Here is a 25267-nt window from a genome sequence, read left to right as displayed (position 1 = left end):
CCGACCAGCGCGGCCCGTTCGCCACCGGCACGCCCACTCGCGGCAGCGCGGCCCGCACGCCACCGGCCCCGCTCACCAGGTGACGGGGAGCTCGTGCACCCCGTAGATGACCGCGTCGCTCTTGAACGGCAGCTCCTCCAGCGGCACGGCGAGCCGCAGGCCCGGGATGCGGCGGAACAGCGTGTCGAAGACGATCCGCAGCTCCATCCTGGCCAGGTTCTGGCCGAGGCACTGGTGCGGGCCGAAGCCGAAGGCGAGGTGGTGGCGGGCGCCGCGCTCGACGTCCAGCTCGCCCGGGTTCGCGAACACCGCCGGATCCCAGTTGGCCGACAGGCCGGAGACGACCACGCCCTCGCCGGCCCTGATGCGCACCCCGCCGAGCTCCACGTCCTCGGTGGCCAGCCGGGAGGTGACCCCGTCGGCGATGGAGAAGTAGCGCAGCAGCTCCTCCACGGCCATGGGCGTCCTGCCGGGGTCGGCCTTGACCAGGGTCAGCTGCTCCGGATGGGTGAGCAGCCCGACCACGCCGAGCGAGATCATGTTCGCCGTGGTCTCGTGCCCGGCGGTCAGCAGCAGGAAGGCCAGGCTCACCAGGCCCTCGTGGTCCACGGCGCCCTCCTGCCGCTGCCGGTCGATCTGCCGGCCGAACAGGTCGTCGCCCGGTGCGGACTCCTTGCGGGTCACCAGGTCGTCGATGTAGGCGTACAGCTCGCCGAAGGCCCGCCGGCGGTCCTCCATCGAGGTCCTGCTGACCATCCTGGTGGTGCGGCTCTGGAAGAAGTCGTGGTCGGCGTACGGGACGCCGAGCAGCTCGCAGATCACCAGGGAGGGCACCGGCAGGGACAGCGCCTGCACCAGGTCGACCGGCCGCCGGTCGGCGGCGAGCATGGCGCCGACGAACCGGTCGACGATCTCCTGGACGCGCGGGCGCAGCGCCGCCAGCCGCTTCACGGTGAACTCGCTGATCACCGGGCGGCGGGCCGCGGAGTGTTCGGCGCCGTCCATGCCGAGCATCAGCGGCGGCTGGCTGCGAAGCTGCTGGAGGGTCGCCGCGTCGAGGCTGTAGAGCGGGAAGCCGTCCTTGCGCTTGTCGGAGGAGAAGCGGGGGTCGGCGAGGACGGCGCGGGCCTGCTCATGACCGGCCACCCACCACGCCCGGCCGCCGCTGGCCAGGCGGATCTCGCTGATCGGCGCCTGCTCGCGCAGTCGCTCGTAGGCGGCCGGTGAAGCGAACGGGCAGCCCCGCTCGACCGGCAGCCGCAGGTCGGCGAGCTCGCCGGTGACGCTGTTCGACATGAGATGACCTCCAGTAGGGGATATGTCGGAGTTCGGTGCTTGCAGGAGCCCGATGGCCGGCGCGGTCGGCGCCCTACTGCAGCGTGAGCGGGGTCTCGGAGGCGATGCGGGTCAGCTTCCCCGGGTTGCGGACGTAGTAGAGGCCGGTGATGCGGTCGCCCTCCACCCGGGCCGCGATGACGCCGTCGAGCTCGCCGTCCACGCGGAGCAGGAGCGCCGGGTTGCCGTTGACGACCGTGGGCTCGCTGGTGAGCGCGACCCCGGCCTTGCCGAGGCCGTCCACGATCATGCGGGCCACCTTGCCCGCGCCGGTGACCGGCCGCGGCGCGGCCTGCTTGACGCCGCCGCCGTCGCTCACCAGCACCACCTCGGGGGCGAGCACGTCCAGCAGGCCCTGCAGGTCCCTGGTGTCCAGCGCGCGCTGGAACGACTCCAGGGCCGCCCTGGCCTGGCCCGGGGAGACCGACTCGCGCGGGCGCCGGGCATCGACGTGCCGGCGGGCCCGGTGGGCGATCTGTCGGACGGTCGCCTGGCTCTTGCCGACCGCGGCGGCGATCTCCTCGTACCCGACGTCGAACACCTCGCGCAGCACGAAGACGGCCCGCTCGGTCGGCGACAGGGTCTCCAGGACGATCATCAGCGCCATCGACACGCTCTCGGCCAGCTCGGCGTCCTCGGCCACGTCCGGCGCGGTGAGCAGCGGCTCGGGCAACCAGGGGCCGACGTACGCCTCCTTGCGGCGCTTCATGACGCGCAGCCGGTCCAGCGCGCGGCGGGTGGCGATCCGCACCAGGTAGGCGCGGCGGTCGGACACCTGCGCCAGATCGACCTTGACCCACCCCAGCCAGGTCTCCTGCAGGACGTCCTCGGCGTCCGCCGCCGAGCCGAGCATCTCGTAGGCGACGGTGAACAGCAGGTTGCGGTGCGCGAGGAAGCTGTCCGTCGCCTCGGTGGTGCGCTCCGATGGACCGCCGGTGCCGGTGGTCGCGTCCGTGCGCTCGTTCATGCCTGGCTCCTGCCTGTCGCTCCGCGGCTCCATGCACAAGTCGCCGGCGCCCGCCGCCGTGTGACACTCCGGGCTCTGTGGCGTACGGCACACGACCGCGCTGTCACAAAGGCCGGGACGCCGACGCCTCATGGTCGTCAGGACGCCGAGCCAACGAACCCACGGGAGCACCACATGAAACACCACATCGTCGTTCTCGGCGCCGGCTACGCCGGGGCCTACGTGGCGGGCAACCTGGCCCGCCGGCTGTCCCCGGAGGACACCAGGATCACCGTGGTCAACGCCGTGCCGGACTTCGTCCAGCGCATGCGGCTGCACCAGCTCGCGGCCGGCCGGAACCTCGCGGCGCCGGCGCTCGCCGACGTCTTCTCGGGCACGGGGATCCGGCTGCGCGTGGCCCGCGTCACCGCCGTCGACCCCGGGCGCCGGGCCGTCGCGCTCACCGACGGCGAGCTCGGCTACGACACGCTCGTCTACGCGCTCGGCAGCCGCGGCGACGTCACGCGCGTCCCCGGCGCGGCCGAGCACGCCTTCGACGTCGCCGCCCGGCCCTCGGCGCTGCGCCTGCGCGAGCGCCTGGACAGCCTGGACAGCCTGACCGGGCGGGGCGAGCGGGGGAACGTGGTGATCGTCGGCGACGGCCTGACCGGGATCGAGACCGCCACCGAGCTCGCCGAGTCCCGCCCCGGCCTGTCGGTGGCGCTGATCGCCCGCGGCGAGCTGGGCGCCCGGCTCTCCCCCGGCGCGCGCGGACACCTGCGCCGGGCCTGCGACCGGCTGGGCGTCACCGTGCTGGAGCACACCAGCGTCGAAGCCGTCGAGGCGGCGCGGGTGCTGTGCGCCGACGGCACCGCCCTGGCCTCCGACGCGACCGTGTGGACGGCCGGGTTCGGGATCAGCCCCGTCGCCGCCGCCGGCGGGCTGGAGGTCACCGGGAACGGCCAGATCGTCGTCGACCGCACCATGCGCTCGGTCTCGCACCCGGACGTCTACGCCGTCGGCGACAGCGTCCACGCCATCGGCGACAGCGGCCGGCCGCTGCCGATGTCCTGCGCGTCGGCCGGTTACACGGGGCGGCAGGCCATCGAGGCGATCGTGGCCCGCCTGACCGGCCGGCCGGTCGCGCGGACCAAGCTGGCCTACACCTACAACCACATCAGCCTGGGGCGGCGGGACGGGATCTGGCAGCTCGTCGACGGCGAAGGGCGGGCGAAGCCGGCGTACCGGGGCGGCCGGGGTGCCGTGGCGATCAAGGCGAGCATCCTGCGGACGGCGCTGTGGGCCACCTCGCACCCCACCTACGGCCTGCCCACGCGCAGGCGCCGCGTGGCCGTCGCACCGCAGGCGACCGCTGAGCGGGCGCGCGTGTAGCGGCGGCTGCGCGGGCGCACGCGTGCAGCGGCCTCAGGTGGGGTCACCCCTGCGCCACCGGCCAGGGGGCGCCGCCGCCCGTCCGCACCGCGCGACGGCGAGGAACGAGGTGCGGGGCGGGCGGCAGCGGGTTCAGAGCAGCAGCAGCGTCTTGCCGAGGGCGTCGCGCGCCGTGATGGCGGCGTGGGCGTCCGCGGCCTGCTCCAGCGGGAAGGTCTGGCCGATGACCGGCCGCAGCCGCCCGTCGGCGGCGAGCGCCAGCGCCCTCCCGACGAGTTCCTCCGTCTTCCCCGCAGCCGAGCCGTTCAGGTCCATGAGGCTGATCGTCCGGATCCCGCGCTGCCGGGCCGTGTCCGGATCGACCTGGGCGAAACCGCTGGACGTCCCGTAGCTGACGAACCGGCCGCCGTGCGCCACCGCCTCGAACGCCTCGCCGCCGAGCGGGCCGCCGGCGCCGTCGAGCACCACGTCCACGCCGTCGCCGCCGGTCGCGGCCCGCACCCTGTCGATCCAGCCGGCTTCGGTGTAGTCGAACGCCTCCTCGGCGCCCACCTCCCGGGCCAGCTCCAGCTTGCGCGCCCCGCGAGCCGCGGCGATGACCCTGGCCCCGGCCGCGCGCGCGAGCTGCACGACCAGCAGCCCCGTGCCGCCCGCGGCGGCGGTGACCAGCACCCGGGCGCCCTCCTTGATCTCGGCCGCGTCGGTGATGTTCACCGCGGTGGGGCCGTCGTGCAGGAGCGCCGCCGCCTCAGCCAGGCCCAGGCCGTCGGGTATCGGCGTCAGCTCTTCGACGGCGACCGCGACCTGCTCCGCGTAGCCGCCGCCCGAGGTCCCCACCGCGACGCGCCGGCCCGTCCAGGCCGGGTCGACACCGTCCCCCACCGCGGTCACCAATCCGGCGCCACCGTGGCCGGGCACGTAGGGCGGGCGGAGCGGGAAGTAGTCCTTGCCGGCGCCGCTGCGCAGCAGCGTGTCGAGGAAGATGATGTCGGCGGCGGAGATGCCCACCACGACCTGTCCGGGACCCGGGACGAGGTCGGGGGCCTTGTCCAGCTCCAGCACCTCGGGGCCGCCGAATCGGTTGACCAGTATTTGCCGCATGACCCTCGCTCCTCCTGGCGCCGACTGTCTCGGCGCCTTGGCTGAGCAGTCTGCAACCTGAAGCGAAGTTGAGGTCAACTGCGGGCGCGCGGCACGGGGCAGCGCGGCTGCTCGGCGCGGATTTCCCGTGATCCGCGCCGAGCAGGGCCGGGCGATCAGTCAGCCGGACGCCCTCAGCAGGGGGCGGCGGTCAGCCTGATGTACCAGATCGGGTCCCACCCGATGCCGTTCGCCACCGCCGGCGACGGGATGCACGCCCGCTGCGCCAGGTTGTTGTCCTCCAGCCTGGCCGCCGCTCGACCGGTCTGGTTGTTGATCACGAACCCGGTGCCGAACCAGTTGCTCAGGCCGTAACGGGCGTAGGCCCGGAACTTGAAGAGGTAGATCCCGCCCCCGTACGGGACACCCGCGCAGACCCACTCCGGCGCGCAGTCGAAGCCGCCCCCGTTCGGGATGAACGTCCGCGAGCCCGCCGGCGGCGAGGTCGTCGGTGGCGGCGCGGCCTGTGCCGACCTCGCGGCCTCGCCGGTGACGCGCACCGTGTAGGCGCCGTCCGTCCCCCGTTCGGCCGTCGCCGCCTGCCCCGGCGGGTCCGCCGTCGCCGAGGCGGGCGCGACGGCCGCCCCCAGCGTGGCGGCGGTCGCCGTCAGCACCACCGCCACAGCGACGGCGGCGTTCTTCGTGCGTGATGCGATTCCCATGGTTCTCCTTCGCGCCCTGGAATCCGGGGCGCCCCTCGTGTGGAACTCGACCAGTACGCGGATCCGCGACTCCAGTAGTGACAGAGGGCCGCTTCTGATCGGCGTCAGATCGGCTTCACCCCGGTGCTGACGTGCGGCTCATCACGTGCGGCCGATGGCGTGGACCGATGAGCTGCGGCTGATGAGGTGCGGCTGATGAGGTGCGGCTGATGAGGTGCGGCTGATGACGCGGCGCCGGCAGGCGTGAACGCCTCGGCAGGACGGGCGAGTGGCGCTCAGTCCGCGGCCAGGGCCGTGCCCAGCGGGGTGCGCTCGTAGCGTACGGACCGGCCGGTCCGCGTCCGCGTGACCAGGCCGGACTCGCGCAGCACGGCCAGGTGGCCACCGACCGCCCCCAGGCTGAGGCCCAGCTGGCGGACCAGTTGCGTGGTCGTCGCCGGCGCCTCCAGCGCCCGCAGCACCTGCGCGCGGTGCGGCCCGACCAGCCGCGCCAGCGCCATCGCACCGCCCTGCGGGGGCGGCGGGCCGAGCAGGTTCGCCACGCCGCGCGCCGGATACACCAGGGCGTACGGCCAGGGCGGCTCGACGTAGCTGATCAGGGTGCCGAAGACGGTCGGCATCAGCAGCAGCCCCTTGCCGCCCAGCCGGTGCCGCTCCCGCTCGTCGCCGGGGCCGGTGCGCACCTCGATCACGCCGTCGTCCCCCTCGGCGCGCCAGGCCACCCGGGGGTCCAGGTCGGACAGCGCCGCGGCCCAGCCGTACATGGCCAGGTGCCCGGCGCGGTGCACCAGGTCGCGCTCCAGCACCGTACGCAGCCGCGGCCAGTCGGGCTCGACCAGCGCGTGCCAGGTCGCCTCCATCGCGTCGGCGAGCCGGGTGAGCACGTCAGGGGCGGCGAGGATCCGCTGCACGTGGCGGGGCGGCGGGCGCAGCCCGGCGAGGTTGCGGGCGATCTCCGTGCGCACCTGGCGCAGCGGGGTCGCCCGCACCACGGCGAGCTCGGCGGCGAGGTCGCCGCCGGGGCCCGGTGGCGGAGGATGGATGAAGTCGGCGTTGTAGCCGCCCCGGCGGAACAGCGTCGTCAGTGCCTCCACCGCGGGCGTCTGGCTGAGCAGCCGCGCGTACCGGGGCGCGATGCGCTCCGCCCAGGGACGCAGCGGCCCGGCCGGTTGCCTGCCCGAAGCGACCCGCAGCGCGTTCATCGCCTCACCCAGCGGCGAGATCGCGTAGCGGGTGTGCGCCACGTCGATCGGCCCGACCTCGATGACCAGCATCTTTCGCCTCCACGCGAAAGCTTAACGCCCACGCCCGCGCCTGCCCGAGACTGGCCCGCATGACGACACCCCAGGCCGCGCCGACGGGAGCCACCTATCGCGAGGTGTTCGCGGTGCGGCAGTTCCGCGTGCTGTTCACCGGCTACACGCTGTTCCTCGGCGGCGAGACGGTGAAGCTGCTCGCGCTGTCGGTGACCGTCTACGCCGGCACCGGCTCGTCGCTGCTGGCCGCGCTGGCCTACGTCGCCGGCTTCCTGCCCTTCGCCCTCGGCGGCACGCTGCTGCTGGCGTACGCCGACCGGTGGCCGCCCCGGGCCGTGCTGGCCGGTTACGACCTGGTCCGCGCCGTGGTCGCCGCCGTGCTCGCCGCCGGGGTGCTCTCCCCCGCCGCGATGCTGGTGCTGGTGTTCGTCACCGGTGTCCCCGGCGCGATCGCCTCCGCCGCGCGCGGCGCGTTGCTGCCCGAGCTGCTCGACGGCGACCGGTACGTGCTCGGCCGGGCCGTGTTCTCCATGGCCGCCGGTGGCACGCAGGTGCTCGGCTTCGCCGCGGGCGGGATGCTGATCGCGGCGATCGGCCCGTACGGGGCGCTCTGGATCACCGTGGCGAGCTGCCTGCTGTCGGCCGCGCTGCTGCGCCTGCGACTGGCCGGGGGTCCGGGCCGTGGCACGACCGCCGGGACGTACGCGGTGCGGCAGACCTGGCGCGTCAACCGCGAGCTGCTGCGCCGGCCGGAGGTCCGCTCGCTGCTGCTGGCCCAGTGGCTGCCGCCCGCGCTCGTGGTCGGCGCTGAGGGCGTGCTCGTCCCGTACGCCGTGCGGATCGGCGTGCCGGGCTCGGCCGGGCTGCTGTTCACCGCCGTGGCGCTCGGCATGCTCGCCGGCGACCTCGTGATCGGGCGGCTGGCCGGCCCGGAGCGCAGGGAACGGCTGGCCCGGCCGCTGGCGCTGCTGCTCGGGGCGCCGCTGCTGGGGTTCGTGCCGTCGCCGGGGCCGGGCGTCGCGGCGGTGCTGCTGGCCGTGTCAGGGTTCGGGGTCGCGTACCAGCTGGGGCTGGCCCGGCGGTTCCTGGAGGCGGTGCCGACGGAGAGCCGGGGCCAGGCCTTCGGGCTGGCGCTGACCGGGACCACGACCTTGCAGGGGCTGTCGGCCGCCGGTGGCGGGGCGCTGGGCGAGGTGGTGGCGCCCGGCCTGGTCGTCGGTGCGGCGGGCGCGGCGTCGCTGCTGGCCGTACGGGCTCTGTGGCGCGTGCTCGCGCCGCCACCCCGGTAAGGGCCGGATGGCCCAGCACGTAGACGGTGTCGAACGGGGCGCCGACCACGTGCAACGCGGTGCCCGTGCCGGGGCCGGCGGCCATCTCGCGTGCGAGTCACCCGCCCGCGCGGACCGGGCGCGGGTCAGGGCGGCCACGGCCAGGGCGACGAAGGCCAGCACCGAGCCCAGCACCAGCGCCCAGCCCAGCAGTGTCACCGGCGCCGGCAGTGGCAGCGCCGGCAACGGCACGCCCAGGTTGAGCGCCACCAGCCGCACCGGCCAGGCGCGCTCCAGCAGCGCCGCGTTCTCCGTGAAGCGCGCCGGGCCGCCGCCCAGAACGGCGGGCAGCAGGTGCAGCAGGGCCACCGTGAATCGCTCGCTCCAGATGAGGATCGCGGTGGAGACGGCGCCGAGCAGGAAGATGTGGACCAGCAGCCAGCGGGGTGCCGGGAGCACGTCACCCGCCGGCGCCACCACCACGGGTCAGGGCCAGCCAGCCGACCACGATCGCGTTGGCCCGCAGGTGCCAGGACGCGCGGGGCCGCTGTGGCGGCGGGTCGACTGGTGGCCTGCCCCGCTCGATACGGAGGTCGACCGCACCCACTTCGCCTACCTCTTCTCTCGGGTCGGTTGCGCGTCAGCCGGCGCGCTCGGCCGTGCGGCGGCCGGTCAGGGAGCGGACCGCGGTCGCCGTCAGGGCCAGGGTGAGCACGGCGGTGGTGGCCAGCAGGGCCAGGCCGAGGCCGTAGGAGCCGAGCTGCCCGTACAGGAAGCCCATCACCAGCGGCGGCAGGAACCCGCCGAGGCCGCCGGCGGCGCCGACCAGCCCGGTGACCGTGCCCACCTTGTCGGCGGGGGCCACCTGGGCGACCAGGGCGAAGGTGGCGCCGCTGCCCGCGCCGAGGGCGGCGGCCATGGTCAGGAACGCGATGGTGCCGGTGGGCATCAGACCGGGCGTGGCCGCCTGGACCGCCGCCATGACGGCGGTGACGGCGAACACGCCGGTCAGCACCCGGACGGGGCCGACGCGGTCGGACAGCCAGCCGCCCACGGGCCGGGCCAGGACGGCGAGCGCGACGAACCCGGCCATGCGGTTGGCGGCGTCGGCCTGTTCGAGGCCGTAGCCGGTCTGCAGGTAGGCGGGCAGGTAGACGGAGAAGGCGACGTAGCCGCCGAACGCCACCGCGTACAGCACGCACGCCTGCCAGGTGATCGGCAGCTTCACCGTGGCGGCCAGGCGCGCCATCAGGGGCTGGGTCGCCACGGTACGGCCGGGCGCGTCGCGCAGCACCAGCCAGGCGGCGGCGGCGTAGCCGGCCAGCACGATCGCGGTGATCAGGAACGGCGTGGCGGGGCCACCTGCGCGCACCAGGGGGACGGTGGTCAGCGCGCTGATGGCGGTGCCGCCCATCCCGGCGCCGAACACGCCGACCGCGAGCCCGCGCCGGTGCGGCGGGAACCAGGCGTTCACGAACGGCACCCCCACGGCGAAGGCGGTGCCGCCGATGCCGAGGAAGAACCCGCCGGCCAGCAGCGCCGCCAGCGAGGTCTGCCCGGCCAGGCCGATGAACAGCACGGGCACGATGGTGGCGAGCGAGACGAGCGGGAACATCACCCTGCCGCCGAACCGGTCGGTGAGCGCGCCGACCGGGATCCGGCCCAGCGATCCCACGATCACCGGCACCGCCACCAGCAGCGCCTGCTGCCCCGCTGACAGGCCGAGCAGCTCCTTGAAACGCGGGCCCAGTGGGCTGAGCAGGGCCCAGGCCCAGAAGTTCAGCGCGAATCCGAGCGTCGCCATGCCCAGCATCAAGGCAGGTCTGAAGGCGGTCGGGGCGGTCGGTGCGTTCACTGTGCGCTCCTGTGGTGACATTGCTGCGAATTCTGATCTCATCCGAAGGGCTGGCGTGGCCCGCGCCGTTCCGAGCAGGGACCGAAGTCCCTGGATACGCCTCCGATGGGCCGTCACCCGCGCGGGCGGACCACGGCGACCGGGCACGTCACGTGGTGCAGCACGGCGTGGCTGACCGAGCCCAGCAGGGCCGAGGCGAAGCCGCCGAGGCCGCGCGAGCCCACGACGACGAGGTCGGCGGTCTCGGCCGCTTTGGTCAAGGCGGCGACGGGGTGCTCGCAGGGCTGTTCGTCGGTGATGGCCAGGTCGGGGTGCTCGTCGCGCCAGGGCTCCACCAGCGCGCGGGCCTGGCGTGGCTCCTCCTGCATGACCTGCTCGATCAGCTTGCCGTAGCCGACGGCGTACGGGGAGAAGGACGGCACCTGCCAGGCCGTGACCACGTGCAGTTCGGCCCGGCGGCTTCTGGCCTGCTCGACGGCGTACCGCATGGCGGCCCGCGCGTGCTCGGAGCCGTCGTAGCCGACCACGACGCGGCCGTGCTCGGCCGCGTCGTGGTCGGCCGCGCGAGCCGCGCGGACGACGGCGCGGCCGTGCTCGCCCGGCGGGTGGGCAGGACCGGCCGCACGAGCTACGCGGACGACGATGACCGGCCCCGCGGCGTGCCCGGCCACCGCGGTGCTCACCGATCCGAGCACCATGCCGGTGAACCCGCCGAGGCCGCGGCTGCCCAGCACCAGGCTGCCGGCCGTCGCGGACTCCCCGATCAGCTCGTCGACGACGTTCCCGGCGCGCAGGTCCGTCGTCACCTTGACCCCGCCGGCGAGGCCGCGCGCCACGTCGGCGGCGGCCTCCAGCGCGCCGGCGCAGTGCTCGGTGCCCTCACTGTGCGGCCACCGCTCGCAGACGTGCACGATGCGCAGGTCCAGCCCGCGCCGTGCGGCGTCGGCCGCCGCCCATTCCACCGCCGCGACGGCCGGGGCGGAGCCGTCCACGCCGACCACGATCTGACTGGTCATCACCGATCTCCTCAGCCGTTCCGGGCTCTCGCTCTCAGCTTCGGTCCAGGTGATCAGGGGGCGCTGCGGGAGGAGGTCCCGCGAAGCGGGGTCTTTGGTCCTCGCTCGCGTTCAGCACCACCTGTCCCAAAATCCTCATCGATAGGGCCGAAAGTCCCTAGCAGCGGTGTCCGGGCTGGTCACAGGGTGGTGCCATCAGCAACGGACGCGAAGAAGGTGCTCACCCATGAGGCACAGGCCCATCGCTCTCGACCCCGCCGACGTGCAGGTCAAGATCCGTGGCGGAATCCGCCCCGCCGACGTCCGGGAGGCCAGGCATACGCTGGCGGGGCTGACCAGGCTGGCGCACGAGCCGGTGCTCGATGCCAGGGTCACGCTCGCCACCGCGCCCACGCTCGCGGAGCGGCCGCGTACGGCCCAGGCCGTGCTGAACGTCCAGGGGCGGCTCATCAGGGCCCAGGCCAGCGCCGCTTCCACACGTGCCGCCATCCACCTGCTCCGCGACCGGCTGCGGGCACGGCTGCTGGAGAGCACCCGCGACTGGGAGAACCGGCGGGGACGCCACCCCCGCCCGCCCCGCGACGGCCGCGCCGGCGACGAGCCGCGCATCGTACGGAGCGTCGCGGCCGACCGCACCGTGCCCGACGAGGCGGTCGTCGACATGGAGCAGCTGGGTCACGACTTCCTGCTGTTCACCGAGGACGTGACCGGTCAGGACAGCGTCGTCTACCGCACGGGCGGGGGCGGTTACCGGCTCGCCCAGCTCGTACCCGCGTCCGGCCTGCCGACGCCGACCTGCGCGGCGATCTCCATCAGCCCGTCGCCCGCGCCCCGCCTCACCCTGGAGGAGGCCGTGGAGCGGCTGGAGCTGACCGGCTTCCCGTTCGTCTTCTTCGCCGACGCCGGCACCGGCGCGGGGTGCCTGGTGTACCGGCGCGACGATGGTGACTACGGCCTGGTCAGCACCGTGCACGGCACCTGATTCACCTGACGGCAGGATGCGTCCGCGCTCGGTCGAGCGTCGCGGAGATCAGCCGTCCGCCTGCCCGGTCCGGTAGCCCCGGCACGCTCGTCACCCAGGACCAAGGCCGCAGTAGCCTGTCCGGCCGCGATCAGATCGCCGGTCATCGCCGCGTATGAGGCGCATCTCGCCTGAGGCGGCACGCTCTCCCCGCGCCTGTGAGACCACGACGAGGCCGCGACCTCGGTCGCCCTGGCGTTCTGCGGGCGGGCCACCTGCATTGTCTGCGGTGGCGAAAGGGGGGTTCCGGACAATTTTCCCGCCCCGGAAGCTGGGTCTCGCGACGAACGAGCGGCCGGCACGGACACCCCGTGCCGTGGCCCGAGATCCCCGGCGGAGGGTTGTGTGAGTGTGAGGTTCTGGCGCGGGACGGGGGCCGGTGTCCTGCTGCTCCTTACGGCCGCCGCGGGCGGCGGGCCGGCGCGGGTGCCGGTCCCTGACAGGGAGCTGACGGACGCCGAGCGGATCGTGCTGGAACGGGCGGAGGACGTCCTGACGCGGCAGTGCATGCGGCGCCACGGCTTCCGCTACCACACCGCCCAGCCTCCCACCGTCGAGGAACGGCGGGGCACCGGGTACGTGCTGGCCGACGTCGCCTGGGCCCGCGAGCACGGGTACGGCACGCGCATCAAAGAGAGGTGGCTGGCCGCCAAGCAGCACAACCCGAACGTCGCCTACTACGCGACCCTCTCCCCCGCCGACCGGCAGCGGTACGACCGCGCGCTGGAGGGCGGCCCTGACAGGAGCCGGATCTCGGTCGGGCTGCCCGCCGGCGGCACCGTCACCAGCGTCATGGGCGGCTGCACGGCCACGGCCAACGAGGCGCTCTACGGGGATCGCGCGACCTGGTTCCGCGCCGAGAAGGTCGCCACCAACCTGCGGCCGCTCTACGTGCCCGCCATCATGCGGGACACCCGCTTCGCCACCGCGCTGGCCGCCTGGCGGCGGTGCATGGCGGCGCGGGGTCAGCGCTACGCCGACCCGTCCGAGATCCGGGCCAGGCTGCCCCGCCTCACCAAGGACCTGAGCCCGGACGAGGCCCACGTCTTCGAGGTGCGGCTCGCGGTCGCCGAGGCCACCTGCGCCCGGCAGACCCCGCTGCTGGCCACCGCCCGCGCGCTGGAGGACCACTACCGCGCCGAGGCGGCCCGGCCCTACGCCGGGGAGCTGGCGCTGCACCACCGCCTGGAGTTCGAGGCGCTCGAACGGGCCAGGCGGATCACCGGGTCCTGACGGAGGACCATCCGCGCGACGCGTCCGGCGCGCGCCCCATGACGCCTGCCACGGGGCAGGCAGAAGGAGAGTCACCATGCGAAGGATCACCACCACCATGTCCGCACTCGGCCTGGCCGCGATCACTGTCGCGGCCTCGCTGGCGGCCGCCCCCGCGGCCGCGGCGGACACCGCCGGCACGCGGGTGGAGAACTGCGACGCCGTCTGGTTCAGCGTGCCCACCGAGAACGGGCAGGCGCACCGGGACGGGAAGGTCCGCGCGTTCGACCAGGCCGACTGCCACACCCTGCTCGGCGCGGACGCCGGCAACGACCTCGACTGGGGCGACGACGTCGGCGCGTTCAGGCTGGGCGACACCAACAAGGCCTCGTCGCTGATGAACAACGGCTTCACCAACGAGCAGCTCAGGTACGTGGCCTTCTACGACTACACCTACCAGGACCACAGGCACGGCTACGGCTGCCTGGCCCCCGACGAGCTCTACGCCGACAACCTCGCCGACGACGACCTGACCACCGGCCCGACCATCAACAACAAGATCTCCTCCCACCAGTGGGTGACCAAGACCGCCTGCGCGGACAACAGCTGGATCGAGTGAGCGCACTCACCCTCCCCGCTGCGGCGGGCACGAGGGCCGGTAGGGGTGGCCGGGGAAGTGCCTGGCCCACTCCTGCGCCGGCAGGCCGCCGCCGGCGCGACGGCACAGGATGGCCGCGTTGGCGCCGGGGCTGAGCACGTACTTCTGGAGGGGGACGTGCCCGCTCGCGGCGTACAGCGTCCGGCTGTCGGCGCCGAAGGCCAGCGCGAGGATGATGTCGCCTCCGGTGGGCAGCGGCGAGCCGATCGGCTCGCGGGAGGCGAGGTCCCACAGTTGCAGCGAGCCGTCGCCGCTGCCGGCGGCCAGCATCGTGCCGTCGGGTGAGAAGGCCAGCGCCGTCACGAGCCTGCCGTAGTCGTGGACGGTCGTGTCCGGCGGGGTCAGCACGCCCAGGCGCCGCTGGACGCGTCCGTCCCACAACACGGTGGCACCGGTGTCGTCGCCTGCGGCCAGGTGACGGCCGTCGGGGCTGAAGGCGAGCGCGGTGGTCTCGCCGGGGCCGAGCCGGCCCGTGGCCCTGGTGAGCGAGAGCAGGTCCACGACCTCCCCCTGCGAGGTGATGAGCAGCCGCCGGTCGGGGCTGACGGCGATCCGGTGCGCGCTGGTGCCGGCCAGCGTCTTGGTGGTGACCCGCCGGTCGAGGTCCAGGAGCCGCAGGGAGCCGAGCGCGGGCTGTTCGGCGACCAGCAGCGAACGGTCGCCAGCGGCGAAGGCGATCGCCTCCGCGTTCCCGAGGTCCTGCGCGCGCGGGGGCGGCGTGTCCCCCGTCCGCCCGCGCGGGACGTCCCACAGGGACACGCGGGCGTCCGGCGATCCCAGGCCGGGCGGGGAGGCTCCGTGGGCGAGCAGCCGCCCGTCGGAGCTGAAGGCCAGCAGGGCCGAACAGCCTTCCGGCGCACCCGACGCCGGACAGGAGACGTCCGGCAGGTCGGCGACGGGCTGCCCGGAGTGCCGGTCGTACAACCGGAACCGGACAGCCTGCGCCTGCTCGTCCGCGTAGGCGAGCGCGAGCGTGGTGCCGTCGGGGCTGAAGGCGGCTTTGCCGGCGGCCTGGGGCCGCCAGCCGGGAGGCACCACACCGCCCAGGCTCAGAGTGCGGACGGTCGTCGGCCAGACGCGGCCGGAGCCGGACAGGTAGCGGATCCACTTCCCCTGCGGGTCCACGCGCAGATCCATGGCGTACTGGCCGGACAGGGAGTGACGCAGCACCGGGAAGCCGGGGGCGGCCAGCCGCCAGAGCAGGATGTCGGTCGCGTCGGCGGCGGCCAGGAAGGCGCCGTCCGCGCTGAAGCCGATCTCCTTGATCCCCGGATGGCGGACGGCGGCCTGCTCCGTCCCGGTGGCCAGGTCCCACAGGCGGACGCCGTCGTCCGTGACGAGAGCCAGCCGCCGGCCGTCGGGAGTGAAGCCGGCCTGCTCGTACTGGCACTGCCGCAGGGTGACGGTGGGGGCCCAGGGGGTGTGCATCCTGCGGCCGGTCCCGACGTCCCAGAGCTGGAGCGGCCGGCCGGGGACGCACACGGCCAGGACGCGGTCGTCGGGGCTGAGCGCGGCGTCGACGAACGGCGGCATGCCGCGCTCCTCCTCCTGGAGCCGGATGCCGGCCGCGCCCGGCTCCCAGACGGCCTCGCCCGAGTCGTCCGCCGCGGTGCGGGGAGCGGTGACCTCGATCAGCCGCCGCCCGTCGCGCAGGTCGCGCGCCTGGACGCGGGGGCCGGAACGGCCGGTGCCGTAGGTGATGAGGCTGTGGCCGCTCGTCCCCATCTCGGCACCCCGGTCGACGGAGCCGAAAGTGGTCGTGCCGGGGCGGCCGTCGCGCAGGTCCCACAGCGTCACCTCACCGTCCCGGATCAACGGCACCTGCCAGGCGTCACCCCGGCGCACTCCCGCCTCGGAGCGGTCGGCGCGCAGGCCGGGCATGGACGCGATGCGGCGGTGGGTCGCCAGGTCCCAGAGCGTGACCTGGTCCGTGCCGACGCTGAGCAGGGAGCGGCCGTCGTCGCTGAGGTGGCGGGTGGTGCCGGCGCTGCCGTCCGGGTCGGTGAACACGTCCTGGGTGCGCCGGCCGGCGGCGGCCAGCAGGGCCGAGCGGGTCTCGGGCAGGTCGGCCAGGTGCCAGGCGGCCAGGGTGAGCCGCATGGCCGTGACCGGGTCGGCCTCGCGCAGGCTCTCGGCCACGCCGACGGCGCGGCGGGCGGCGCTCTCCCGTTGCTGCTCCCGGCTGGTACGGCTCTGCTGCCAGGCCAGCAGGGCGGCGACCAGCGTCAGGACGAGCAGCCCCGAGATCGCCGTGGTGCGGCGGCGGTGCCTGCGCCGCTCGCGGTCCCGGGCGGCGCGGCTCGTGGTGAGGAACTCCCGCTCCAAGGGGGTCAGGCCGTCGAGGGAGGCGAACTGCTCGCCGGCGATCGACAGGCGGGCCCCGCGATACAGGCCACCCGGGTCGCGGTCGTGGTCCTGCCAGGCGCGCGCGGCCTCGGTGAGCAGGCGCTGCTGGCGGATCCGCTCGCGGTCCTCCTCGATCCAGCCGCGCAGCCTCGGCCAGGCGGTCAGCAGCGCCTCGTGCGCCAGGTCCACGCGGTCGCCGTCGAGGGTGACCAGCCGGGCCTGCACCAGCCGTTCCAGCAGCGGCTCGGTGTCACCGTCGCCCGTCAGCAGCTCGGCCCGCTCCACCGGGCGGCGGGTGTCCTGGGCGCCTTGGCCGGGGGTGACCAGCCGCAGCAGCAGCCGGCGCAAACGCTCGCGCCGGTCGGGGGTGAGGTCGGTGTAGAGCTCCTCGGAGGTGCGGGCGATGGCGGTACGGATGCCGCCCGCGGCCTCGTAGGCGGCCGTGGTCAGCACCCGGCCGTGACGGCGGCGCCAGGTCTCCAGCAGGGCGTGCGACATCAGCGGCAGGCCGCCGGGCTCGCCCGCCACCTCGCCGACGATCCTGGCGGTCAGCTCGCGCTCCACGACCAGGCCCGCCTTGGCCGCCGGGCCGGTGATCGCCTCCCGCAGCTCGGCGGGGCTCATCGGGCTCATCAGCGTGGTCGCGTCCCGGACGGCCTCGGCCAGCTCCCGGTGCTCGGCGCAGCGCCCGAAGAAGTCGGCACGCACGGCCAGCACCACCCGGCCGCCGTCCCCGGCCAGCAGCGCGTCGATGAAGCGGGCCCGCCGCGCCGGGTCGGCGCACAGCGTGAACACCTCCTCGAACTGGTCCACGATCACCACGTCGTGCGTCCGCCCGGGGAACTCCGGCTCGGCGCCGGGCGTCAGCACGCGGATCGAGGCAGACCGGGCGGCCCGCCGCAGCGACGGCACCAGGCCGGCGCGCAGCAGCGACGACTTGCCGCTGCCCGACGGCCCCACCAGCATGACGAGGCGGTGCTCGCGGACCAGGGCGGACAGCCGCTCCACGAGGGCCGCGCGCCCGAAGAACAGCTCGCTGTCCTCGGTCTCGAACCGGGTCAGCCCCAGGTACGGCGCCGCGGAGTCGTCCGCGGCGGCGGCCTCCTCCAGGGCCTCCCGGCCAGCCTCCCGCCAGCGCCGCCGCCACTCCTCGACGTCTCCCCCGCAGGCCCCGACGTACGCCTCGGCGACCGCCAGCGAGGGCAGCCGGTCCCCGGCGGCGGCCTGGGCGAGCGTCGCCGGGGAGTAGTGGGCCTTCCCTGCCATCACCCGGTAGGTGGGGCCGCCCGCCTCCTGCCGGAGCTTGCGCAGCTCGAAGGCGAACCGGGCGACGGGCCCGTCCGCCGGATCCAGTGGCCGCTCACGCCGTCCCAACGCGTTCCCCGTTCCGTTGATCCGTTCCGTACCGATGAGGAGCGATCAAGAGGGGCCATACGGACGTCCTGGAGCCGGATATTTCGCGCAAGGGCACGGTATCCTCCGGCGGCGCGGCCGTGACGAACGGTGGCGGCCCTGTCAGGCGCCGGGCCTGTGCCGGTCACGCGATCGCGGCGAGCTCCTCGGCCGTGACAGGACGGAAGGTGGGCAGCACCGCCACCAGGTCGCCCTCGGTGACGCCCGAGGCGTTGAGCATCACCAGCGCTTCCCCCGTACTGGCGAAGAGGGTCACCCAGGAGGACCCCTCGCCGGTACGGACCCATCGGTCCCCCGCGAGCTGCTTGCAGCGCAGCGGGACCCCGAAGTCCTCGGTGACCGCCAGGCAGGAGTCGCGCGGCGCGCCGGCCGCGGCGGGCCAGACCGTGACCTGGATCTGCGAGAACCCGCGCTTCGGCGTGGCCTTCCGCCAGTACTCCAGCCAGGTGGACGGCTCCGGGTCCCCGGCGGCGTCGACGTCCACGTGGACCAGCTCGTACCCCTCGATCTCCGGGGCGATCAGCGGCACGCCGGACGTCTCGATGCCGCGCACCTCCAGCCAGGCGAGGAGCTGCGGCTTGTGCCGCGCCGCGCCCCAGGACCCGAGGGGCACGACCACGGCCAGCACCACCGCCCACCAGCGGACGGGCGATCTGGACGACCATGCCGCCAAGGCGAAGCCGGCAGCACCGCCGGCCACGTAGACGGGGACGACGAGCACCGGTAGCGGGCCGATCAGCTCCGGCTCCGGGGTCGGCACCAGCACCGCGAGGGCCGCGATGAGCAGCCAGGTCACGGCCCCTCCGGCAGGGCCGGCCACGCCCCAGCGCGGCAGCCCGGCCAGCCGCGCGCCCACCGTGGCCAGGACCACCGTCAGGAGGAACGTGACCGGCGGGAGAAGGGTCCCGTCGAGCCCTTCTCCCCGCGCGTGGACGATGGCCGCGGGCAGGCCCGTCACCGATCCGGCGAGGGCCGCGCGTCTCAGAACAGTTGCGGTCGATGAAACCGGCATGTCGCTATTCTGGCCGCCGGCCGCGCCAGAATGTCGCGGGAAGGGTCAGGCAGCCGCGTGGATGAGCGCGCCCACCCGTTCGAAGGGCACGGCCACGCCGTTGAGGAGCACCTTGGTGGCGTTCGGCGCCTTGATCGCGATGGACTCGCCCGGGTCGGTGCTCGGCGTCAGGCCGCTGCCGTCGATGCGTACGGTGCCGTCCGAGCCGAACGTCACGGCCAGATCCTCGACCGCGGCCGGCGCCTTGACCAGGGTCTCGCCGGCGCGTTCGAGCGACGAGCCGTCCACCATCACGATCGAACCGGCGTCGGCGTGGAGCAGCTTGCCGTCGAAGGCGTAGTCCCCGAACGTGCGCGGCGCCTTCGTGGTCCAGGACTTGTAGTAGACCCCCGTGCCACCGTCGAGGCTCAGCGCGGTCGCCTCGGAGGAGGGGGTGCCGCTCACGGGCAGCCGTTCCACCGTCGTCGAGGGGTCGGCCGCGCCCTTGGACGGCACCAGGAGGGTGTCGAAGGTCGTCTGGCCGGAGCGCGTCTTGACGTAGGAGGCGTACTTGGCGTTCTCCACCGTGTAGAACCGCGGCGCGTAGTAGCCGTCGCGCAGGCTGGAGGCGACCTCGGCCGGGTCGGCGGGGACGATGGTGAGGTTCGCGCCGGTCGCGAAGGCGGTGGTCGTGGCCTCCGTGCCGGAGCGCATCGACGGGTTCGCGTCCGCGGCGAGATGCCAGTTCTGCTCGTAGCGGTGCACCTTGGCGGTGTCGGCCGGCTTGAGCCGGTCGGAGACCAGCCACAGGCCCGAGTGCAGCGACAGGACCGAGCGTTCGTGGCGGACGCCGGCGGAGCTCTCGGTGTTCGCGCCGATCAGGTCGAAGGCCGGGTTGCTGATCAGGTGCGAGATCCCGCCGGCCGCGGTCGAGGTCTGCGGCTGCTCGTCGATCTCGATCGTGTTGTGCGCCTCCGTGGTGAGCCGCAGCCATTCGGCGCGGTCGTCCGTGCTGTAGGTGAAGGTCCCCATGTCGGGCAGCAGCGGCCGGCCGTACGCGTACGCGGTGATCGCCAGCTCGTCCGGATGGCTGTGGTTGCCGCGGTCGGCGTTGAGCCGGAGGTAGGAGTCGCCGGCGGACCAGCCGGAGCGGGAGATCGCGACCCGGGTGTCCGGGTAGCGCACGGAGGTGTGCGCCGGCCGCTCGCCCGCCGCGCCCGAGGTGCCGACGTAGCGCAGCTCGGGGTCGCCGAGCAGCTCGCCGAGGCTCTTGAGGGTGCTGCGCAGGTCGAGGGAGTCGCTGTCGCCGTAGGCCGGGCCGTACCCGCTGGGGTAGCTCTGGTCCATGAGGAAGCGGCCCAGCTGCCGCAGCTTGGCGGTGGCGGTGAAGGTGATGCCGTTGCGCCGCATGAAGGCGACGACGTCCACGTACTGTCTGAGGTAGCCCCGCAGGTAGGCGTCCGTGGACTCCTTGTAGCCGCCGTCGGCGTAGGTCGCCTCGTCGAGCTGGGCCGACAGGAAGTCGGCGGCGTTGGTCCGCCACGCGGGCGCGACGCGGAACTCGGGAAAGTAGACGGCGGCGTGCAGCAGCGTGATCTTCTGCGACTGCATCTTGTTCGGCGTGGCGTTGACGTTCGCCTGCAGATACAGGCCGGCCCGGTTCATCGTCTTGAGTATCGCGGTGTTGGCCTCGGGGGTCAGCGACGGGCTCTTGCGCAGGATCTCGTAGGCCGCGATCCAGTTGTGCAGGCGGCGCGCGGCGTGCAGGTTGCCCGGGTAGGAGCCGGCGCCCTGGTCGGCGTCGTAGGCGTCGGCGTCCTTGACGAAGTCGGTCATCAGGCCGATGAGCGTGCGGGCGTGCTGCTCGTCGCCGGTCTTCTGGTACTCCAGGGCCAGCGGGCCGGCGAAGTAGAAGCGGGGCAGCTGGTAGAGGTACTCCCGGTCGGCGCCTGCGGGCAGCTTCCAGTCGAAGCCGCCGGGGTCGCCCTCCCAGGAGAAGGTGTTCTGCACGGTGTTGGACCAGGTGCGGGTGGCCTCGTCGAAGGTCTCGTCGTTGCCGTAGAGCATGATGTCCTTGGCGGTGTCGGCCGTGCCGGTCAGCGTCAGCTCCGCCTTCTTCACGTTCGTGACGCCGCCGAGGTCGAAGCGCAGGTACGCCTTGCGGGTCTCTGCGGTGAAGGGGCCGGGGCCCTGGTCGCTGACCTGCAGGTAGTACTTGGTGCCGTACACGCTGCCCGGGTGGGCCGCCCAGATGTAGGTGTCGTGCGCGGGGGTGAGGCTCCGCACCGAGCCGTCGGCCAGGGTGAGGCGGAGAGTCGGCTTGCCGGAGCCCTTGCTCCTGCTGTTGATGAGGGCGATGACCGGGTCCTTGTGCCGGCTCATCAGGAAGAATCCGGTCCTGCCGCTGTTGATGCTGCTGGTGACGTCCGCCGTGACGGTCTTCTCCCCCGGGCCGAAGGTGAGCGTCCTGATGTGGGCCTCGCCCGATCCCAGCGTCCAGATGTGGTCGGCGGTCAGCTCGATCGCGCCCGGCCAGGTCGTGTGCGAGAAGCCGCCCGCCTCGATGGCGGGGCGGGCGCGGTAGTAGTCCAGCAGCCGCTGCTTGGCCAGCGTGTAGTTGCCTGCCTTCACGGCGGTCTCCACGGGCTTGAGGCCGGTGAGCGCGTAGTTGAGGCGTGGTCCCACCGTCCAGGCGCTGCCGCTCCATGTGCCGAAGAAGCCCGGGTCGGACAGCGCGGCCGCGGTGGCGGGAGGGGCGGGGACCAGGAAGGCGGCGGCCAGGATCAGGACGGCGAGCCGCCGGGACGTGGGGAACATGGAGGCCAAGGTAGGGATGTGCGGTATGTCGGGGGTATGTCGGCGCCGGGCCGGTCACGAAACGTGCCGCATGTGACCGGCCCGGTGGGTCAGCCGGTGGGTCAGCCGGTGGGTCAGCCGGTGGGGTCAGCCGGTGGGGTCAGCTTGTCGCGGGCCGGCAGGTGCGGTGGCCGACGAACAGGTCGTCCACTGCCCACCAGCCGGACAGCTGGCCTCGGTAGTGCAGGCGGATCCGGACGTCGGCCTGCCCGCCCGCGCCCGGCAGCGGGACGACGCGGGCGGCCGGCCCCGGAGCGCCGGGGAAGCCCTTCGCCGACCAGACGGTCTTCCAGGTGCGGCCCCCGTCCACGCTGAGGTCGACGCCGGTCGTGGAGTTGACCGCCGGCTTCAGGTCGTGGGCGAACTCCAGGGTCGCCGAGGCCCGGGTGGTCAGGTCGTAGGCGGGGCTGGTCAGGTAGGTGTCCTGGAGGTGGCCCCGGCCGGAGTGCAGGGAGTCGACGATGGCGAAGCCGCCCGTGCCGCCGGTGCGGTTGCCCCGGCCTCCGGCGTCGGTGAAGACCCAGCCGGGCTGGTGGGCGTAGTTGGGGATGCGAGGGTCGACGTCGGTGACCGTCCAGCCCTTGGGCGCCGCCGTGCCGTCGAACGGCTCGGTGCTGCCGTCGCGGATCACCTCGTAGCCGCGGGCGACGCAGGCCAGGCCGACGGTCAGGCCGAGGTCGAGCCGCCTGGCCGTCTCGCCCATGGTGACCTGCTGGACGTCCGGGTCGTAGCCGGGTTCCGTGGCGCGGGTGGTCAGGGTGTAGGTCAGCGACGGGAGCAGGGGCAGGGTGTAGGCCCCGGTGGCGGGGTCGGACTCGGTGATCCAGGTGTGGCCCTTGCCGTCGTCGGCGGTGATCTTGGCGGCGAGCCCGCGGCCGAGGCCGGAGGCGTCGGTGACCGTGCCGGTCAGGTCGATCCGCTCGGTCGGCGGCAGGGCGAGGTCCAGGGTGACGGAGCCGTCCTTGTCCAGCGTGGCGGTCCGGGTCGTGATCCGGTAGCCGAACGCCTCGGCCTTGAGCTGGTACTCCCCCGCGATGAGCGTGTAGCGGTAGACGCCGTCGGCGCCGAGGGTGGAGGTGCGGGTCAGCGGGCCGGTGAGGGTGACGGTGGCGCCTTCGACCGGCAGGCCGGTGGTGGCGTCGGTGACGGTGCCCGCCAGCGTGGCGGTGCCGCGCGTACCGGCCTCGACCAGGGCCAGGGCGTCCAGGCGGCCCTCACCGTGGACGGCGTTGTCGGCCGCGGTGCCGCCGCAGCTGGTGTCGTCGGTGTCGATGGCCGACAGGTCCAGCAGCAGGCGGGTGCCCGCGATGTCGCGTACGTACTCGGGGCGGGCGGACCACAGCAGCGCGACCGCTCCGGCGACGTGCGGCGCCGCCATCGAGGTGCCGTTGTAGAAGGCGTAGGCACTGCCCGGCACCGAGGAGCGGACGTTCACGCCCGGCGCGGAGATGTTCGGCTTGATCTCGCCGTCCTGCCCGGGGCCGCGGCTGGAGAAGCCGGCGATCCTGTTGTCGACGTCGTACGCGCCCACCGAGTAGTTGATGATCCGCCCGCCGGGAGTCCCGGAGGTCTGGCAGGCGGGGCCGTCGTTGCCGTTGGACCAGATGCCCATGATGCCGGAGGCCGCCCAGGCGAGCTGGATGTCCTCCATGAACGGCTGGGTGGTCAGGCTCGCGCCCCACGAGTTGTTGACGATGTGCGGGCGCTTGGAGACGTCGGGGTTGGCGCCGGAGGAGTCGGTGGGCGCGAGCATCCACTGCGAGGACGCGACGAGGGCCTGCTCCGAGCACTGATCCGTGGTGCAGCCCTTGGCGGCGATCCAGCGCACGCCCGGGGCGACGCCGATCTGGTTGCCCTGGCCGTCGTCGCCGGCCATGGTGCCCATGGTGTGGGTGCCATGGGAGTTGTGGTCGCACGGCGCCTGGCCGGGACACTCGTCGAGCGGGTCGTACCAGTTGTAGTCGTGGGTGAAGGTGCCGTCGCCGTTGGCGCCCCGGTAGCTCCTGACCAGGGCGGGGTGGTCGTACTGGACGCCGGAGTCGATGTTGGCGACGACGACGTCCTCGCCACGGCGGCCGGTCCGCGCCCACACGTCGTCGGCGTTGATGTTGGACAGGCCCCAGGTGAGGCCGGCCGCGGCTGCGGGCCCGGTGGGCGTGCTCCGGACCGGCTCGGGCAGGGTGTACGTGACGGGCGCGCGGATCTCCTCGACCCCGGGTAACTTCGCGATCTTCCTGACCAGCGCCTCCGAGGCGTCCTCCACGTAGACGGCGTTGGTGACCCAGTACGCCGTGGACCTCACCCCCTCGGCCTCGAGCAGCCTGCGCAGCGGCCCCTGGTCGCGGTCGGCGCTGTCGTGCAGCCGCTCGACCACGTCCCGGCCACGGGCGGCGCGGTTGGCGAGCTTCCTGGCGGGGGCGAGGTCGGCCTTGCCCGACATGCGTACCCACAGGTCCGTGGTGGCGCGGGCGTCGAAGCCGGCCAGCACGGCCGGGGCGATCACCGAGGCGATCGCTGGGTCGCCGGTGGCGGCCTGCGCCGGGACGGCGCCGGACAGAGCGGCGCCCAGCAGGGTCAGGGCGCACGCCAGCGCGGGCGCCTTACGAGACATTCGCACGTCACTCACTCCCGCAACTCAGGTGGGCGATCAGGCGGCGGGGCAGCAGCAGCGGGTAGCCGATGTCGGAGGGCTCCGTCCGGTTGGAGGTGCCGGTCAGCCACACGTCGTCGGGGCCGCTGCCGTCCACGTCGTAGAAGAAGAAGCCGAACGACTCGGGCTGCTCGCCCTGGGGCAGGGCCTCCTGCCAGGCGGTGCCGTTCCAGTGCTCCAGGTGGAAGACGCCCTGGCTGCTGTCGTTGGTGAGGGCCCACAGCTGGCCGGGGGCGGGGGCGTACAGCTTGAAGATCTCGCTGCCGTAGGGGCCGGGCTCGGGCGTGGGCATGCCGGTCCAGCTCCGGCCGTCCCAGTGGAGCAGGAGCGGCTGCGGGCTGATCTGGCTGCCGGAGATGCCGGCGACCCAGACGTCGTCGGGGCCGGAGGCGTCCACCGCGTACAACATGCCCTCGGCGCCGGGGTCGGGCAGCGCGACGTCGGCCCAGGCCGTCCCGTCGTGGTGCAGGGCCAGCGGCTGGTACTTGCCGGTCTGCTCGTCCTTGCGGAAGCCGGCGGCCCAGACGCCGCCGCCCGGCACCGCCTTCACCGACCTGAGCGCCGCGGAGGCGCTGCGAGCCGCGGGGTGGTCGACCGCCGTCCACTCCGTGCCGTCCCAGCGCTGGATGAGCGCGCCGCCCGCCGGCCCCTCGGTGCGGCCGACTGCCCAGGCCTGGGCGGAGTCCACCGTGGCGACGTCCGTCAGCCAGGACGGGCCGGTCTCGGGGTTCTGCGACACGCCCGCGGGCGTGAGCGTCCAGCCGTCGCGGCCGAGGCGGGCCAGCACGCCGGTCCCGTCCGGCTGGAAGGGGCCGTGCAGGTTGACCAGCGACCAGCCGCCGGTGGCGTCGAACGAGCCGCTGCCCACCTGGAACAGGCTCGCGGTGCGCGGGGGCACGGGGAGCTGCGGGCCGTTCTCGATCAGCGAGCGGCCGTCCCAGCGCAGCGACCGGGCGCCCTCCTCCAGTTGCTCGGAGAAGCGCACGTCGTCGCGGGAGATCACGTCGACGTCGACGACGCCCTCGCTCACGGGCGCGTCGAGCAGTTTCCAGGTCGGTACGCAGTCCGTCCCGGCGGTGGCCGGGGCTGCGGTGGCCGGGGCTGCGGTGGCCGGGGCTGCGGTGGCCGGGGCTGCGGTGGCCGGGGCTGCGGTGGCCGGGGTGACGGCCGTGCTCAGCAGGGCGGTCAGGCCGGCCGCGACGGTGGCCCGCCGCAACCGCCGGCGCGGGGATCGTGGTGTTCGCATCAGG

18 protein-coding genes are annotated in these 25267 nt (G+C 74.0%); 5 read left to right on the top strand and 13 right to left on the bottom strand.

The window, feature by feature from the left end:
- Positions 1-72: 72 nt before the first annotated feature.
- Positions 73-1296: a cytochrome P450 gene (locus tag LCN96_RS23420; RefSeq protein WP_225275014.1), complete on the bottom strand. Its 1224-nt coding sequence runs from the start codon at positions 1294-1296 to the stop codon at positions 73-75.
- A gap of 73 nt (positions 1297-1369) precedes the next feature.
- Positions 1370-2302, bottom strand: coding sequence for an RNA polymerase sigma-70 factor (locus LCN96_RS23415; protein WP_225275013.1), 933 nt, complete (start codon positions 2300-2302; stop codon positions 1370-1372).
- A 174-nt stretch (positions 2303-2476) separates the two neighbouring features.
- Here LCN96_RS23415 and LCN96_RS23410 point away from each other — a divergent pair, with 174 nt between their 5' ends.
- On the top strand, positions 2477-3673 hold the full coding sequence (locus LCN96_RS23410; protein ID WP_225275012.1) for an NAD(P)/FAD-dependent oxidoreductase: 1197 nt from the start codon (positions 2477-2479) through the stop codon (positions 3671-3673).
- 132 nt (positions 3674-3805) lie between these two features.
- Here LCN96_RS23410 and LCN96_RS23405 read toward each other — a convergent pair whose 3' ends face one another.
- The 3 genes from LCN96_RS23405 to LCN96_RS23395 form a co-directional block, all read right to left on the bottom strand.
- On the bottom strand, positions 3806-4774 hold the full coding sequence (locus LCN96_RS23405; protein ID WP_225275011.1) for a zinc-binding dehydrogenase: 969 nt from the start codon (positions 4772-4774) through the stop codon (positions 3806-3808).
- 173 nt (positions 4775-4947) lie between these two features.
- Complete coding sequence (locus LCN96_RS23400) at positions 4948-5475, bottom strand: hypothetical protein (RefSeq protein WP_225275010.1); 528 nt, start codon at positions 5473-5475, stop codon at positions 4948-4950.
- Between the two features lie 275 nt (positions 5476-5750).
- The gene (locus tag LCN96_RS23395) at positions 5751-6749 is read right to left on the bottom strand and encodes an ArsR/SmtB family transcription factor (RefSeq protein WP_225275009.1); all 999 of its coding nucleotides are present in this window, start codon (positions 6747-6749) and stop codon (positions 5751-5753) included.
- Positions 6750-6808: 59 nt separating this feature from the next.
- Between LCN96_RS23395 and LCN96_RS23390 the strand changes: the two genes are divergently transcribed.
- Entirely contained in the window at positions 6809-8020 is a 1212-nt protein-coding gene (locus LCN96_RS23390; protein WP_225275008.1) for an MFS transporter, read from the top strand.
- Between the two features lie 439 nt (positions 8021-8459).
- On the opposite strand, the gene LCN96_RS23385 is transcribed toward LCN96_RS23390, so the two are convergent.
- From LCN96_RS23385 to LCN96_RS23375, 3 genes are all read right to left on the bottom strand, one after another.
- Positions 8460-8606 carry a hypothetical protein gene (locus tag LCN96_RS23385; protein ID WP_225275007.1) on the bottom strand — a complete coding sequence of 49 codons (147 nt, stop codon included), beginning with the start codon at positions 8604-8606 and terminating at the stop codon, positions 8460-8462.
- Positions 8607-8639: 33 nt separating this feature from the next.
- Positions 8640-9803: a nitrate/nitrite transporter gene (locus tag LCN96_RS23380; RefSeq protein ID WP_318528358.1), complete on the bottom strand. Its 1164-nt coding sequence runs from the start codon at positions 9801-9803 to the stop codon at positions 8640-8642.
- A 164-nt stretch (positions 9804-9967) separates the two neighbouring features.
- Positions 9968-10870 carry a universal stress protein gene (locus tag LCN96_RS23375; RefSeq protein ID WP_225275006.1) on the bottom strand — a complete coding sequence of 301 codons (903 nt, stop codon included), beginning with the start codon at positions 10868-10870 and terminating at the stop codon, positions 9968-9970.
- Between the two features lie 226 nt (positions 10871-11096).
- Here LCN96_RS23375 and LCN96_RS23370 point away from each other — a divergent pair, with 226 nt between their 5' ends.
- The 3 genes from LCN96_RS23370 (at position 11097) to LCN96_RS23360 (ending at position 13722) form a co-directional block, all read left to right on the top strand.
- Entirely contained in the window at positions 11097-11852 is a 756-nt protein-coding gene (locus LCN96_RS23370) for a sigma 54 modulation/S30EA ribosomal C-terminal domain-containing protein (RefSeq protein WP_225275005.1), read from the top strand.
- Positions 11853-12236: 384 nt separating this feature from the next.
- Positions 12237-13124 (top strand): hypothetical protein, encoded by an 888-nt coding sequence (locus LCN96_RS23365; RefSeq protein WP_225275004.1) that lies wholly within the window; start codon positions 12237-12239, stop codon positions 13122-13124.
- Positions 13125-13200: 76 nt separating this feature from the next.
- Positions 13201-13722: a hypothetical protein gene (locus LCN96_RS23360; protein ID WP_225275003.1), complete on the top strand. Its 522-nt coding sequence runs from the start codon at positions 13201-13203 to the stop codon at positions 13720-13722.
- A gap of 6 nt (positions 13723-13728) precedes the next feature.
- Here LCN96_RS23360 and LCN96_RS23355 read toward each other — a convergent pair whose 3' ends face one another.
- The 5 genes from LCN96_RS23355 to LCN96_RS23335 all read right to left on the bottom strand — a co-directional run bounded on the left by LCN96_RS23355 (position 13729) and on the right by LCN96_RS23335 (position 25263).
- Positions 13729-17481 (bottom strand): WD40 repeat domain-containing protein, encoded by a 3753-nt coding sequence (locus LCN96_RS23355; RefSeq protein WP_225275002.1) that lies wholly within the window; start codon positions 17479-17481, stop codon positions 13729-13731.
- Between the two features lie 163 nt (positions 17482-17644).
- Positions 17645-18532 (bottom strand): hypothetical protein, encoded by an 888-nt coding sequence (locus tag LCN96_RS23350; RefSeq protein ID WP_225275001.1) that lies wholly within the window; start codon positions 18530-18532, stop codon positions 17645-17647.
- Positions 18533-18577: 45 nt separating this feature from the next.
- Entirely contained in the window at positions 18578-21328 is a 2751-nt protein-coding gene (locus LCN96_RS23345; RefSeq protein ID WP_225275000.1) for a heparinase II/III family protein, read from the bottom strand.
- A 139-nt stretch (positions 21329-21467) separates the two neighbouring features.
- A complete protein-coding gene (locus LCN96_RS23340; RefSeq protein WP_225276041.1) occupies positions 21468-23978 on the bottom strand; it encodes a S8 family serine peptidase in 2511 nt (836 codons plus the stop codon).
- Between the two features lie 7 nt (positions 23979-23985).
- The gene (locus LCN96_RS23335; RefSeq protein ID WP_225274999.1) at positions 23986-25263 is read right to left on the bottom strand and encodes a hypothetical protein; all 1278 of its coding nucleotides are present in this window, start codon (positions 25261-25263) and stop codon (positions 23986-23988) included.
- Positions 25264-25267 lie beyond the last annotated feature (4 nt).

This window comes from Nonomuraea gerenzanensis (genome assembly GCF_020215645.1).
GTDB lineage: Bacteria > Actinomycetota > Actinomycetes > Streptosporangiales > Streptosporangiaceae > Nonomuraea > Nonomuraea gerenzanensis.
This window is presented reverse-complemented; position numbering and strand designations above follow the sequence as displayed.